Source organism: Amycolatopsis orientalis, assembly GCF_000943515.2.
Lineage (GTDB): Bacteria > Actinomycetota > Actinomycetes > Mycobacteriales > Pseudonocardiaceae > Amycolatopsis > Amycolatopsis orientalis.
In genome coordinates, this window is the sequence record NZ_CP016174.1 from 7788615 (window position 1) to 7802711 (window position 14097).

Below are 14097 nucleotides of genomic sequence, written 5' to 3' on the forward strand. Positions count from 1 at the left end.
GTTCTGTTGGACGAAGCCAACGCGCACTGCTGGACAAGATCGCGGTACAAACCCGGCCTCGCGCTCGAATCAGTGGTCTCACCGTGGGAAATCCACGATTTCCTCATGGTCGCGAGTCACCGTCGCACCCCCTCAGCCCCAGTTAGTGCGCACAGCCCCAGTGAGTGCCCACCATGGCAGCATGACATGATCAATCGTTGTCGGCAATTGACAAACAGTGTGATTTCCGCAGCCAGGTCGGCTTACAAGATCACTTTCCGGAACTTTTCTCTCGGCTATTGACTCGTTCCCCGCCCTTTTAGTACAACGCCCCCGCGCGATACCCGCGCAGCCCCGAGTCACCCGGCTAGGCTGTTCGCAGGGCAGATTGCTCCGTTCGCAGGGCTTGCTTTTCCGGGCGTGATGATCATGGCACCTGTCGGCCACGTTCCGTCCATCGACAATTATTCACACGAATGGTCGAATCGGCGTTCCATTCCTCGGTCCTTTACGCCGATCGAGTTCCGGAAGCACGAAATCCCCAGGTGGCGGCTCCGGACGGCCAGGGGCTCCCGTGCGCCGTCGAATGCCACGAGCAAAGCGGTCGATGCCATGCTGGACAGGGAGATGAGGCATCCGCGACGCCGTGGTCGGCAGGGTGCCGGCGTTCCCGGCCCGTCCGGCACAGGGTGGGCACAGGCTGATCGTGCGGCAGCGCCGCGAAAGGTGGTCCGGTCCGGCAAGAATGGACACTCTGCGTGAGTGAAAACGCGGATACCGCAGAGCGTCATTGGTGACGAATGGCGCCGAGGTGTCTCCGGGATTGACAACAAACGTCCCGTCGGTGTGTTTTTACCCGAGTTCGCCGAGCGGAAATTCGGGATGCCCTGTTCGGTGCCGTGAGCGGCCGGCCTGCGGCGATGGCATGTGGTGTTTCCTCCCGACGTTGCCCGACCCCTGCGTGGATTTCGGATTAGCGGCCCGTGATGGGCAGCCGTCCGACGTCGCGGTGCGTGGTGGGTAATCTTCCAACGGGATTCACCCGCCACCCATTCGGATCAGTCTCGCAGCCTCGGGTCGTGACTGGGGTCGGGGTACATGGGCGGGCAGCCGTGCTCGATCGCCTCGGGGCGCAGTTCGTAGTGCCAGGGTTCGTTGCGGTAGATCTGGCACAACCCGTACCGGGCGCCGTGCTCGGACAGCCACGCCGCGGAAGCGGGCGGCCCGATGTCCGCCGCGCGGCCCGCCACGTGAATGGACCGCTCCGGCGTGGCGACCCACCGGGCGGCTTCCTCTTCGGATCCGTACTTCGAGACCGCGTCGCGGCGAAGCTTGGTCTGATACTCCGGTGAGCGCCAGCCACTGTTGACGAACAACTCGACACCGTCGTCCGCGGCGTCCTTCGCGGCCTTGCGCAGAGCGGCGAGGAGAGCCGGATCGAGGTTGGCCACGCCGGGCACCCCGTCGTCGAAAACGGTCGTGCCGCGGGGGACGGCTCCGTGTTCCTTGCCGAGCGCGCCGCGCCGCTCGGCCGAGAGGATCCTCCGGACCCGGCGGAACACCGAGACGAGGAGCCCGGGAACCCGGCGGGCCGTGGTCCGTACTCGTTCACTGCTGATCATGCCGTCCAGTCAACACCGCCCGCGGGCACCCTCGCAGGCCGCGGTGAGGGTGGGCGCGGGCCGAAGGGGGCCTTCACGCGCTACCGCTGTGGCTGGTGGTGTCACTGAGCCTGGTCGCGCTGGTCCGAGCCGGGTGAGGGGAACTTTGAGGGACCCTGAGTCCCTTAAGGAGTCCTTCACGGCCAGCGGACCCACGCGCAGACCGCGCGGTGAGGGTGGGCGCGGGCCGAAGGGGGCCTTCACCGCATCTCACGCGACGAAGGGCGCTTTCCCCGCATCACATGCGGGGAAAGCGCCCTTCGGCCCTCTGCTCCGAACCGACCGGCTATTCGATCGGAAAGTCGAAGTAGGTGTCCGGGTAAGGCTCGTCCTTCAGGTTGTAGTGCCACCACTCGTACTCGTACGAGTTGAAGCCGCAGTCCTCCATGATGGCGCGGAGGTGCAGGCGGTTCTTCGCCTCTTCCGGCGTGACCCCCTCGGCGCCATGATGCGAGACGACGTCCATCAGGTCATGGTCGCCGCCCATCGGGGCGAGTTCGCCGGTGGCCAGGTGGTAGATCGTCAGATCCACCGTGCTACCCCGGCTGTGCCCCGACTTCGTCGCCACGTAGCCCTTTTCGAACATCTGGGGCCGGTCGATGTTCGGGTAGTGCCGGGACTTCTTCCGGCCGTCCTCGGGCTCTTCCGCCCAGCTCATGAAGCGGTTCACGGCACGCTGAGGACGATAACCGTCCCAGAGGAGCAGGCCGAAGCCGAGCGACTCGGCCTTGTCCCTCGCCTTTTCCAAGGCCGCGCACAGCGCCTTCGTACCGACGATCCGATTCACCAGGTACCCGTCCACCGGCTTGCCGGTGAAGTTGTCCCAAGTGGCGTACTTGGCGTCCCAGCGGATTCCGGGCACGACCTCGTCTACGTAGACGAAATCATCCTTCATCCGTTACGGCCCGCCAGGGTCAGCGCCACCAGCCGGTCGATCACGTCACCGAGCGGGATACCGGCGGCGGCCATCATCCGCGGGTAACGGCTGTACGAGGTCAGGCCCGGAAGGGTGTTGACCTCGTTGAGCACCACGCTGCCGTCTTCCTTGAGGAAGAGGTCCACGCGGGCCAGTCCCCGGCAGCCCAGGGTGCGGTAGATGACCTTCGCCGTCTCCTGGACGAGCGTGCGCGACTCCGCCGGGATGTCGGCGGGCACGATGAAGGTCGAGTTCTCGGAGCCGGTCTCGGGGCTCTCTTCCTGGTGGATCTTGAAGAAGCCGTGGGTCAGCGCGACGCGGTCCACCTCACCGGCCAGCAGATCCCCGTCGTTGCCCAGGATGGAGCAGCCGATCTCGCTGCCGATGACGGCTTCTTCGATCAGCACCTTGGAGTCGAACTCGCGCGCGGTTTCCAGCGCGGCCGCCAGTTCTTCCTTGCTGGACACCTTGCTGACACCGAAGGACGAACCGGAACGGGCCGGCTTCACGAACACGGGGTAGGTGAGTTCGTCGGGGTTGACGTCGTTGTCCGCGGTGACGATCCAGAAGTTCGGCGTGGCGATGCCCGCGCTCCGGACGACGGTGTAGGTGAGGGACTTGTCCATGCACAGGGCGGAGCTCTGGACGTCGCAGCCCACGTAGGGGATGCCGGAGAGTTCCAGCAGGCCCTGCATCGCGCCGTCTTCGCCGAACTTGCCGTGCAGGACCGGCAGCACCACGTCGAGGGCGATCGTTTCGTACTTGCCCTCGTCGAGGACCAGCAGGCCGTGCGCGCTCCGGTCCGGCGACACGATGACGGGGCGGCAGTTGCCGGACTCCCAGTCCGCGCTCGGGCCGTCGCAGAGCTTCCATTCGCCGTTCAGGGTGATACCGATGTAGTACGGCTCGTACTTTTCGATGTCGAGGCTGTTCGCGACCTCATGCGCGGATTTGACGGAGATAGGGTGCTCTTCGCCAGTTCCCCCGAAGATGATGCCGAGTTTCAACCTACCCATGCTGTTTCCCGCTTTCAAATTTCAGGCAATTGACGATAGAGTTTTCAACGGTGTCACTCAGTGCGTGATCCGTGTAATAGGCGGTATGCGGACTGATGAGCACGTTCGGCAGCTCCTGCAACCGCAGCAACGGCTTGCTGTCGATGGCCTTGTCGCTGCAGTCGGCGTAGAAAATCCCTTCCTCTCCCTCGACGACATCGAGCGCCGCACCGCCCAGTTTGCCGCTGTCCAAAGCCGCGATGAGGGCCTCGGTTTCGATCAGCGCACCGCGTCCCGTGTTGATGATGAACGCGCCGTGCTTCATCTCCTCGATCTTGTGCCGATCGAGGAGATGGTAGGTGTCCGCGTCGAGTGGGGCATGGAGCGTGACGATGTCGCTCCGCCGCAGCAATTCGTCGAGGGCAACGTAATCGGCGTCGGCCTGGGGGTACTTGTCGTAGGCCAGCACCTCGCAGCCGAAGCCTCGAAGCCGCTGGAGGACAGCGACGCCGATGCGCCCCGTTCCGATCACGCCGACCGTCAGATCGCGCAGTTCTTTCCCGCGTACGTCCTGCAGCCGGTAATCGTGCACATCCGCCCTGCGGATGATGGATTTCGCGTTCCGGATCGCCATCAGCATCAACATCAACGTGAAGTCGGCGACACTGTCCGGCGAATAGGAGACGTTTCCGACGGTGATGCCGACGCTCGCGGCGTAGTCCACGTCGATATGGTTGAACCCGATGCTCCTGGTGGAGACATACGCCACGCCCGCCTCACTGAGCGCGCGAAGCGTGGAGTTCGTGATTCGAGTCTTGTGACCCACACTGATGCACCGGTTTCCGGCCACCAGATCGATATTGGCCTCGGATACCGGCGCGTCCACGATGGTGGGCAGCACACCGAAACGGGGTGCCATCTCCCGGAACAAGGCGGCCTCGTCCTGTCCGCATCCGTAAATCGTGATCCCCATTGCCAGGACGGCCGAGGAGGACGCGGACGCCAGCGAACGCGTGCGGCTGTCCGCGGCCGGTGCTGGTTCGCTGTAGGTCATGCCCAGCAGTGTAAGCAGCGCGCCGATCCCGGCCCTTACGTGGTTCTCAATAGGCCAACGGTAGGTTACCGACCGGTAGAGTGACGAACTCGGGGCGTCGACAACCCGGTGGTCACACGCCTGGTCATCGGCGTTGTCGATCACGGGCGGCCATGAGTCGTCACTGACGGTCACGATCAGCGCCCCGCGAGCCTCGTGCCTCGGGTCACATGCACCTCAAGCGCCGACCTAGCTGCGCGACCCAGTGTGACCCCGCCACAACGCCGCGTACTCCAGCACCAACTTCGCGAGTTCCTCCGGCGCGTCCCTGGCCACGAGATGCCCGGCGGCCCGAATGCGGGCGACGGAGACCCGGCGGTTGGCGGCGCGCAGACGGCGCACGTCGGACTCGCTGAGCGGCGAATCCCGCCCGGCGTGCACGACCAGGATCGGCAGGTCCAGCGCCCCGGCCGTCGCGAACAGAGCCGGACCCGAGCCGAGGACGTCCTCCACGATCTGGGTGTAGCGGCCGCTGAGGCCATGGAAGTCGAGCCACGAGCGCACCCGGGCCGGAGCGGGGTCCGGGACGACGTCGACGAGAACGAGACCGGCCACACGGGCCGCGACGGCCGGATCCGCGAGGGCGGCGATGGCGGCCAGTCCGCCGATCGAGGCGCCCACGAGGACGATCGGCGCCGGTTCGCGGCCGATCATCGCGACCACGTCGCCGGCGAGGGCCTGGAGCGTGGTCGCCCGGCCGGAGCTTTCGCCGTGGCCGCGCAGGTCGAAGGCCACCGTCCGGAGCCCGTGCCGGGCCAGCACCGCGGCGACCGGCACCCAGACGTCTCGGCGTTCCCCGCCCGCGTGGAGCAACAGGATCGTCGGACCGGCTCCGGTCACCGTGCCCCGCAGGGTGACTTCGCCCAGGTCGAGACTGACTTCGGCCGTCGCTGATCGAGTCATGGGGAACCCTTCCGCCGCCGCTACCTTGAGATGTCAAGGTAGCGCAGACACCTTGGCGGCTCAAGGTAGGATGCCGATCGTGACGACACCCCGAGCACGGAGGACGCCCGAGGAGGCTCGCCGTCAGATCCTCGACGCCGCGGCTTCGCTGCTCGCCGAGTCCGGGGTGGCCGCCGTCCAGATGCGCGCGGTGGCCGCGCGGGTCGGCATGACCGACGCCGGCGTCGCGCACCACTTCGGCAATCGCGAGAAACTGCTCGCCGAACTCCTCCGGCACGGGGGCCGTCGCCTTCGTGACGCGCTCCGGGAACTCCTCGCCGGCTGGCTGGACCACGACGCCGACCTGCTCGAACTCGTCGAGGCGCTCCATTCCCTGTACCAAGACGGCTTCGGCGAGCTGGCGGTGGCACTGCACGCGGCGGGCTGGCGCGACCCGGGCAGCGGCATGCTCGCCCCGCTCGTCGACGCCCTCCACGGACTCCGGCCACCCGGCAGTCCGATCGACGACACCCGGCTCGCGGTCGCGGCCCTGCACCAGGCGATGGCGATGGAGGCCCTGTACGGAAGCGACTTCCGGCGCAGCGCCGGGTTCACGGGCGAGGCGGCGGACGATCCGGCCGCCCAGGTTCGCTGGTGGGCACGTCAGCTGCACCTCGCGCTCGGCCTCGAACCGGCCGGGGACCGCGCGGCACGGCGGCCCTGACACACCGGATGCGCCAGGGCCGCCGTCCGGTGGATCAGCGAAGCCCCTGCGAGATGAACTCGTCCAGGCCGTCCAGCTCGCCGAGCGCCGCCCGCAGTTCGGCGGCGTACTCCCCGGCCCCGGCGCGCAGGCCCCGCTCGACGACGCCGACGCTGTCGAACGACTCGACGTCCCCACCGTCCAGCGCGGCGACGGATTCCTTGACGACGGCACCGAGCAGCAGCTCCCCGGGCACCGCCGGTGTCCCTTCCAGCGGCCAGACGAGATCGTCCAGCACCCCCTGCCCGCCGACTTCGCGGACCAGGCCCGCCGCGGTGATCCCCGGCACCCGGAAGCCCTCCGGCAACACCGCGCGGACGCTCATGCTGTGCGACAGCCAGTACAGCAACTGCGCGTTGACCTCCTGCTTGACCGGCTTCGGCGTCAGCCACAGCGTGAGGTTCACGTAGTACTCGGTGAGCCTGTCGAGCACCTCGCCACCCTTCTGGAAACCCCACAGGTTGAGGTCGAAGTAGTGGTGCCAGGTAGCGTCCGCGACGATCCGCCCGACCCCGGCCGCCGCCCCGTCGTACGCGCTGGTCACGCCGTAGACCTGACCGTTGCGTTTGTCGGTGCCGCGCGCGACGATCTCGGGTTTCGGCTGCCCCGCGCGTCCCGACGGCCACACCTGGGCCGGATACCGCTCGGGAATGAGCAGCTGACCTTCGTGCATGTGGTCCGGGAAGACGGTGATCGGACCGCGTCTGCCCTGGAACAACGCGTGCGGCCTGCCGCCCCGTTTGCGCAGGATCAGTTCCTGCGGATAAGGGTCGAGATCGTTCGGGATGGGCATGTTGACGTCGCTGCCCCACGGGTCGGGCTGATGGGTGTTGTGACTGAATTCGATACTCGAGTCCGGACGGTCGTTCCATTCCCGCAATTCACCCGCGCGCGGAATGCGATGACCCAGCGCGCGCCCCAGATTCAGGTAATCGGGCAGCGACGGATCCGCTTCCACCGGACGCGGATTGGAGTGGTCGCCACAGACGAGGACACCGCCACCGGCGTCCATCCAGGACCGCAGTGCCGCGACCTCGGCGTCCACGAGTTCGTTCTCCGGCTCATTCGGCAGATCGCACAGCCGCACCCCGAAGAACCACACCTGCTGGTACCGGCCGAGCAGGTCGGCGGTGAGTTTGTTGGCCGCGTGACCCCCGTCGTGCCGGTTGATCAAATCGACTTCGAACTCCGCGAAGAACGGCTGGTTCCCCAAGATCAGATCACGGAGAATGCCCAGTGCGAAGCCATTGTTCCCGGTGAAACCGACGAAATCCGTGTAGAACAGGATTCTGATCTTCGGCTTGGCGGCCGGACTGAGTCGATCAATGGCGATACGTGTGTCGTACATCGATTTCCCCCTTGCTGAATCAGCGTGCCGTCCTCCCCGGCAACGCTGTTCCTTCCACATATACCTGAATTTCCACCGGCGGAGCACGGCCGAGGATTTCGCCGTGAAACAAGATCCAAAGGGAGTTTTCGGCGGCCAGGCGGGCAGCGGGCGGATCCCTGCGCGAAGATGCGGAGATGGGTTACCGGACCTGGATGCGGTACTTCACGCCCTCCGCCGTGCACCGACGGCTGGGCCTGGTGTGCCTGGGGGTCGGACTGCAGCACGGCGTCCTTCCCGTCGTGGGACCGCGCGTGCTCGACCACTACGTGGCCGTCGTGGTGTCCAAGGGCCGCGGCTGGTTCGCGGTGGCGGGCGGGGAACGGCAGGAGGTCGTCGCGCCCGCACTGCTGTGGCTGGTCCCCGGCGTCGGGCACCACTACGCGCCCGATCCGGTGCAGGGCTGGGAAGAATGCTTCGTCGATTTCGACGGCAGTGCCGTCGAGTCCTATGTGGAGCTCGGTTATGTCACGCCCGGCGCGCCGGTGGTGGCGCTGAGCGACGTCGTGCCGGTCCGCGACATCGTGAGCCGGATCGTGCGCTGCGCGCGGGGCGGCAGCCCGCTGGCCCAGGTCGACGCCTCGGCGGCCGTGCACGACTTGCTGGTGGCGCTGCGGCGGGCCCGCGCCGACAGCACGCCCAGCGGCGGTTCCCTGCTGGAGGCGCTGGCGCGGGACGCCCTGCTGCCGATCAGCGTCGCGGAGATCGCGGCCCGCCGCGGCATGACCCTGCCCGAACTGCGCGCGGCGGTGCGCCGGAGCACCGAATCGGGACTGAAGGATCACCTCCTGACACTTCGCCTGAATCGTGCGAAGGAGCTGCTGGCCACCACGCGGATGCCGGTGCAGGAAGTGGCCCAGGCGATCGGTTACGAGGACGCCGCCTACTTCAGCAGGCTCTTCACCCGCCGGGTCGGCGTCTCCCCCGGCCGCTTCCGCGAGTCCCGTGCCCAGGCCGTCCCCGGCGGCTGGAGCTCGCGGATCCCCTCTCCCGACGACCCGCCGCTGGTGCCGACGGACGAGTCCGGCTGAGGTTGGACTTCACACGGCACCGCTTGGACTTTCCGCGCATTGAGTGCATGAACAACGCGCGAAGTTGAGCGAACGCGTTGACTTACGCGCAGTAACGTTCATAACATCGGCGACCGCCCCGCCAACTGTGGTGCGGGTCACCCTTGGGAGAGAGTCATGCGGACCCTGCCTCTTCTCGGCGCCGCGGCGTTGGCCGTGGCGGCGACCATGGTGGCACCGGCGTCGTCTGACGCCGCGCCGCCGGACGCGACGTACACCGTCACGGTCGACGCCAAGAAGTCGTTCAGCCCGACCACCGACACGCCCGCCAGTTCCTACATCGACAAGGACGGCACCTTCTACTTCCAGCAAGCGGCCGCCCTCTACGGCGCGGACCAGCCGCGCGAATGGGACTTCTACAGCGGCCGCGATTTCGACGGTTTCACCAAGAACGCGATCAGCGACGCGGTGAACCCGGCCAACCCCGCCGACCGCAACGACGACACGACCTGGCGGTGCAACAACAGCCCCACCGGCAAGGAATCCACCTACCCGCCCGCCGGATCGGGCTATTCGCAGCGCAATTTCTGCGACCTCGTCGGCGTCTGGGTGGATCCCGACACCGGCGACTGGTACGGCCTGATCCACAACGAGTTCACCCCCGAGCCGTTCGGCGCGTATTCGTTCTCCCACTACGACGCGATCGACTGGGCGGTGTCGAAGGACCAGGGCCGGACCTGGGCCATCAAGGACCACGCGATCACCTCGCCCTACAGCACGAAACGCGGGGACACCTCGGTGTTCCCGCACCAGACGTTCGACTACGGCGACGGCGACCCGCGCCTGTTCGTCGACACCGCTTCCGGCTACTTCTACGTCTACTACGGCTCGCGCATCGTGCCGAAGGCGGGCGCGGGCGGCCCGATGACCGGGCTGGCCCACGTCGCCCGCGCGCCGATCTCGGGCAAGATGGCGACCGGCTCGTGGCAGAAGTGGTTCGACGGCGGCTGGAGCCAGCCCGGCGTCGGCGGCCGCGAGAGCAACATGGTGCCCGTGGTTTCGGCGGGCGACACCGGCTACACCCCTGTCGCGGACGACTACGACCCCGCCAACACCGGTAACGTCAGCCAGCAGATCGAGGCGGGTCAACTGCCGCGGAAATCCGATCTGTTCATCATGAACATCGCCTACAACGCGCATCTGGGCCTCTACATCGGCGCGCCGGAGGCCGTCGACAGCGTCGTCCCGCAGCGCTATTACGCGACCGATGACCTGTCGACCCAGAAATGGCGGCTGATCGGCGACACCGGCGGCTACACCAACCAGTCCTGGTACCGCTGGTTCGTCGACGCCGCGAACAAGACGAACTCCACCATCGTCGGCAAGCAGTTCCGGTCGTACTGCGCGGTGGCGTGCTCCGGCGGCGCGGGCGGCGAGTACACCACCCAGACGATCACGTCGTCCGCACCGACACCGTCCCCTGTGGACACTTCCCGCAAGTACCGCATCGGCCTCGGCGACGGCCGGGTTCTCGCGCAGGGCGCCGGAACCGAGGCGACGTCCGTCGCGGCGGCGACCGGCTCCGGCCGCGAGGCGTGGCAGTTCTCCGCCAACGGCGACGGCTCGTACCGCGTCACCAACGCCGCGACGGGCCAGTTCCTCGGCGTCGACGCCGTGCAGGCGGGCCGGGCCTGGGGCGCGAAGCCCACCGTGACGTCGTCGACGACCGTGGGCCAGCAGTGGTTCGTCATCCCGTCCACTGTGGACGCAGGAACCTTCAGGCTGGTGAACCGCTACAGCGGGCTCGTGCTCGGCCTGTCCGGCAAGACGTCGCGCCTGGCGGAGACCACCCCGCTGCGGTCATGGACCGACACCACCGGAAACACCGTCGGCGGCGGCCGGACCGCGGCCGAGCAGACGCTGAAGTTCACCGATCTCGGCGCGGACGCCCTCGACGGGATCCACACCCTGGCCGCGTCCGGCAAGAACCTCGACGACCCGGACTCGTCCACCTCGGCGGGCACGCCCTTGATCACCTGGGCGCCGAACGCGGGCGACAACCAGAAGTGGCTGTTCACCAGGCAGTCCGACGGTTCCTACACCCTGACGAACGTACATTCGAAGCTGTGCGCCGACGTCGAGGGCGGGTCCACCGCCGCGGGTGCGCGCGTCATCCAGTGGACGTGCACCGGTGGCGCCAACCAACGGTGGACCGCGGCGAAGCAGTCCACAGGGTTGTACAAGCTCACAAGTGTGCGCTCCGGCCTGCTGCTGACCACGGCGTCCACTTCGGACGGAGCGGCCGTGACACAACGGGCCGATACCGGTTCCGCCCTTCAGTCGTGGGCGATCGGCTGACCAGCGGGTCGTGAGTGGTAATGACGGTTAGAACCGTCATTACCACTCACGACCGGCGTTACGGAGCGTAAGTCAGGCAGTTGGCGGCGTGGTCACCTTCGCCGGGGCCGACCCGCACACTCGACGCGGTGCACTCCAGCGACGAATTGTGGCGGCAGTCGGTACGGGAACAGGCGCCCACCTGCGCGGTCACCCGATCGAGACCGCCCTTGGTGTTGAGCGGGACGAAGGTGCCGCAATCGGCCGATCCGTTGCCCCCGCCGACCGTGATGGCGAAAGCGTGACACCCGTCGTGGTTGTACGAACAGCCACTGACGGTGCATTCGTGGACAGCGGGCATTTCGGTGGTGGTCATAACGACTCCTGTACTTCGTGGTGGTGGTGTCGTTCGGTACCTCCAGGGTTACACCGCTGCCTGCCCCCGGCAATTCGAAACGTCGATCTCCGCCCGGTCAGAGGTCGACGTCGAGAGTGGACGACGACGCACGCGAAACGCAGCAGTACATGCGTCCTGGTGGTGCGCCGATGTCGTCGCGATGCTCGGGCTCACCGCCGACGACCGCGATCTCACAGCTGCCGCAAACCCCTTCTCGGCAACCGGAGGGAATCGGGTATCCCGCGTGGGTCAACGCGTCCAACACGGACTCCCCCGCGGCGACCGGCACCGTCCGTCCTGATCGGACACACCGAACGTCGAACGGTTCGTCGGGCCCGAACTCCTTGGCGACGGGCCGGAAACGCTCGATGTGCAGCCGCGACGAGGGGAACGCCGCCTCGGCCGCGTCGAGCATCGATGTGGGGCCACAGCAGTACACGAGCGCCCGCGGGCCGAGTCCGGCCGCCAACGCGGCGAAATCGGGCCTGCCGTCGTCGTCGGTGGCGTAAACGCGCACCCTGTCGCCGTAGGTGGCCTGGAGGTCGGCGGCGAACGGCATGGTGGCCGCCGACCTGCCCACGTACACCAGCCTCGCCGACGCGCCCGCCTCGACGGCCTCCGCCAGCATCGGCACGAGAGGGGTGATGCCGATCCCGCCGGCGAGGAACAGGTACTCCGGCGCGGGTAGCAAGGGGAAGTTGTTGCGCGGCAAGGAGACTTCGAGCGTGCGGCCCGTCCGCAGGAAGAGGTGGACGTACTCCGAGCCGCCCCGGCTGAGCGGGTCGTACCGGACGGCGACCCGGTAGCGTTCGCGATCGGCCGGGTCCCCGCACAGCGAATACTGCCGCGTCAGCCAGTTCGGCAGCGCCAGATCGACGTGCGCTCCCGGCTCCCAGGCGGCTAATGGGCCTTCGGCAGCACGCAGGACGAGCGAGACGGTGCCCTCGGCGACCGGCTCCACGTGGTCGAGAATCGTTCGCTGCATCAGCGGGTTCCCCTCAGTACAACTGCCGGTAGCCGGCTTCGAGCATGTCCTCCAGCACCGACGGCTCGACGTCGAGCCCCATCTGGTCGGCGGCGATCTCGCCGACGGACGGCAGTTCCTCCGCCAGCGCCTGACTCGCGGGATCCCAGAGCCGGGACCGGATCAGCGCGCGTCCACAGTGGAAGAAGACCTCCGCCACGTCCACGATGATCGCGAGTTCCGCGGCCTTGCCCTCGGTCCGCATCCTGGCGAGCACGTCCGGCTCGTCGGTCGGGTACGCGCGGCCGTTGACCCGCAACACTTCCCGCACGCCGGGGACCACGAACATCAGCCCGATCCCGTCGTTCTCGGCCAGATTGCGGAAGGTGTCGGCGAGTTTGTTGCCCGGCCGGTCCGGGATCGCGAGCGTGCGTTCGCCGAGCACCTTGGCGAAGCCCGGGTAGTCGCCGCGCGGTGAGCAGTCGGGCAGGCCGGTCGCGTCCGCCGTGGCCGTCACCAGGAACGGGGAATGGGCGATGAAGCGGTGGCTGTGCCGGTCGAGGCGGTCGTGGACCTTGGCCTTGATCATGGCCTCTGGCTCGCCGAGCCGGGCACGCACCTCGTCGAAGGAGAGGCGGCGCGGACGCCGGTCACGGACGAGATAACTGCTGGTCATGCCATAATTATGAGCAATTGTTCAGTGCGCTGGCTACTCGCTTTCAAGCCACTTCACAGGGGGTGTCATGACGTCGGAGCAACGACGGCTTCAGCCACGTAAACGACCGCGTCAAGTCCGGGCCGAGCTGACCCGGCAGCGCATCCTCACCGCCGCTGCTCACATTTTCGCCGAGTACGGGTACGCCGCGGGGACGACGAACCGCATCGCCGAACGGGCGCGGATCTCGATCGGCTCGCTGTATCAGTACTACCCGAACAAGGACGCGATCCTGGCCGAGCTGCTGACCCGCCACCTCGACGGTGACCGGGCCGCCGTGACCCTCCGCCGGTACAAGGAATCGCCGGAACCGCTGGAGACCATCGTCCGGGAGTTCGTGCGCGTGGTGATCGACAACCATCTCGACGATCCGCAACTGCTGCGGATCATGATCGAGCAGGCGCCCCGCTCCGGAGAGGTGCTGGCGCGGGTCACCAGGCTGGAATGGGAGATGATCGCCGATCTGCGCGATCTGTTCCACGCTCACCCCGAGGTCCACGTCGAGGACAAGGACACCGCGGCTCGGCTCGTGGCGTCGACCGTGGAGCTGACCGTGCATCAGCTCATCGCCGCGCCAGCCTCCATCGACACCACCCGGCTGGAGAACGAACTCGTGGCGATGATCACCGGTTACCTCCGCGGCTGATTTTTTGGGGTTGACCAGGCGAAGAACGGGTATCCAGCCGACGTGGACCAGCCGAGCGGTGTGAGAAGAACAGCGGGGGTGCGGAGCCTCATCCTCCGCTGGAGGCGACGGGGCAACACCCTCGCGATGGCGTGGACGCTCATCACCCTCGGCCTGGCGACGATGCTGTGGGTGTCGGGATTCCGCGCGTGGCCCGTCTATCTGATCGTGGTGCCCAGCGCGCTGGTGTCGGTGCTGTTGTGGGTCGGCGTGGCCCGCACCCGACGGCGAGGAGCACCACGGCGTCGAGAGCCTTGAGGCTCACGCTCACCCGGCGCGAGCGGGCGGACGGCCGAATCCGCCCGCCCCGCCC

At 67.4% G+C, this 14097-nt stretch carries 14 protein-coding genes; 5 read left to right on the plus strand and 9 right to left on the minus strand.

Features of this window, described 5'->3' with window-relative positions; genetic code table 11:
- Positions 1-1037 precede the first annotated feature (1037 nt).
- From SD37_RS33750 to SD37_RS33770, 5 genes are all read right to left on the minus strand, one after another.
- Positions 1038-1601 (minus strand): M15 family metallopeptidase, encoded by a 564-nt coding sequence (locus tag SD37_RS33750; RefSeq protein WP_083255162.1) that lies wholly within the window; start codon positions 1599-1601, stop codon positions 1038-1040.
- A 325-nt stretch (positions 1602-1926) separates the two neighbouring features.
- Complete coding sequence (gene vanX, locus SD37_RS33755) at positions 1927-2535, minus strand: D-Ala-D-Ala dipeptidase VanX (RefSeq protein WP_037311005.1); 609 nt, start codon at positions 2533-2535, stop codon at positions 1927-1929.
- A complete protein-coding gene (gene vanA, locus SD37_RS33760; protein ID WP_044851292.1) occupies positions 2532-3572 on the minus strand; it encodes a D-alanine--(R)-lactate ligase in 1041 nt (346 codons plus the stop codon). The genes vanX and vanA overlap by 4 nt, the downstream gene beginning before the upstream one ends.
- Complete coding sequence (gene vanH / locus SD37_RS33765) at positions 3565-4605, minus strand: VanH-AOV family D-lactate dehydrogenase (protein ID WP_044851293.1); 1041 nt, start codon at positions 4603-4605, stop codon at positions 3565-3567. Before vanH ends, vanA begins: the two co-directional genes overlap by 8 nt.
- A 228-nt stretch (positions 4606-4833) precedes the next feature.
- A complete protein-coding gene (locus SD37_RS33770) occupies positions 4834-5547 on the minus strand; it encodes an alpha/beta fold hydrolase (protein WP_044851294.1) in 714 nt (237 codons plus the stop codon).
- Between the two features lie 79 nt (positions 5548-5626).
- Between SD37_RS33770 and SD37_RS33775 the strand changes: the two genes are divergently transcribed.
- Positions 5627-6250: a TetR/AcrR family transcriptional regulator gene (locus SD37_RS33775; RefSeq protein ID WP_236725179.1), complete on the plus strand. Its 624-nt coding sequence runs from the start codon at positions 5627-5629 to the stop codon at positions 6248-6250.
- A gap of 34 nt (positions 6251-6284) precedes the next feature.
- On the opposite strand, the gene SD37_RS33780 is transcribed toward SD37_RS33775, so the two are convergent.
- Complete coding sequence (locus tag SD37_RS33780; RefSeq protein WP_044851296.1) at positions 6285-7637, minus strand: hypothetical protein; 1353 nt, start codon at positions 7635-7637, stop codon at positions 6285-6287.
- Between the two features lie 176 nt (positions 7638-7813).
- Here SD37_RS33780 and SD37_RS33785 point away from each other — a divergent pair, with 176 nt between their 5' ends.
- Both SD37_RS33785 and SD37_RS33790 read left to right on the plus strand, forming a co-directional pair.
- On the plus strand, positions 7814-8707 hold the full coding sequence (locus SD37_RS33785) for a helix-turn-helix domain-containing protein (protein WP_044851297.1): 894 nt from the start codon (positions 7814-7816) through the stop codon (positions 8705-8707).
- A 156-nt stretch (positions 8708-8863) separates the two neighbouring features.
- Complete coding sequence (locus SD37_RS33790) at positions 8864-11044, plus strand: RICIN domain-containing protein (protein WP_044851298.1); 2181 nt, start codon at positions 8864-8866, stop codon at positions 11042-11044.
- 58 nt (positions 11045-11102) lie between these two features.
- Here SD37_RS33790 and SD37_RS33795 read toward each other — a convergent pair whose 3' ends face one another.
- The 3 genes from SD37_RS33795 to SD37_RS33805 all read right to left on the minus strand — a co-directional run bounded on the left by SD37_RS33795 (position 11103) and on the right by SD37_RS33805 (position 13060).
- Positions 11103-11399 carry a DUF1540 domain-containing protein gene (locus SD37_RS33795; protein WP_044851299.1) on the minus strand — a complete coding sequence of 99 codons (297 nt, stop codon included), beginning with the start codon at positions 11397-11399 and terminating at the stop codon, positions 11103-11105.
- Between the two features lie 97 nt (positions 11400-11496).
- On the minus strand, positions 11497-12405 hold the full coding sequence (locus SD37_RS33800) for a PDR/VanB family oxidoreductase (RefSeq protein WP_044851300.1): 909 nt from the start codon (positions 12403-12405) through the stop codon (positions 11497-11499).
- Positions 12406-12418: 13 nt separating this feature from the next.
- Positions 12419-13060: an MSMEG_1061 family FMN-dependent PPOX-type flavoprotein gene (locus SD37_RS33805; RefSeq protein ID WP_044851301.1), complete on the minus strand. Its 642-nt coding sequence runs from the start codon at positions 13058-13060 to the stop codon at positions 12419-12421.
- A 67-nt stretch (positions 13061-13127) separates the two neighbouring features.
- Between SD37_RS33805 and SD37_RS33810 the strand changes: the two genes are divergently transcribed.
- Complete coding sequence (locus tag SD37_RS33810; protein ID WP_044851302.1) at positions 13128-13745, plus strand: TetR/AcrR family transcriptional regulator; 618 nt, start codon at positions 13128-13130, stop codon at positions 13743-13745.
- Positions 13746-13823: 78 nt separating this feature from the next.
- Complete coding sequence (locus SD37_RS33815) at positions 13824-14042, plus strand: hypothetical protein (RefSeq protein ID WP_044851303.1); 219 nt, start codon at positions 13824-13826, stop codon at positions 14040-14042.
- The last annotated feature ends 55 nt before the right edge of the window (positions 14043-14097 follow it).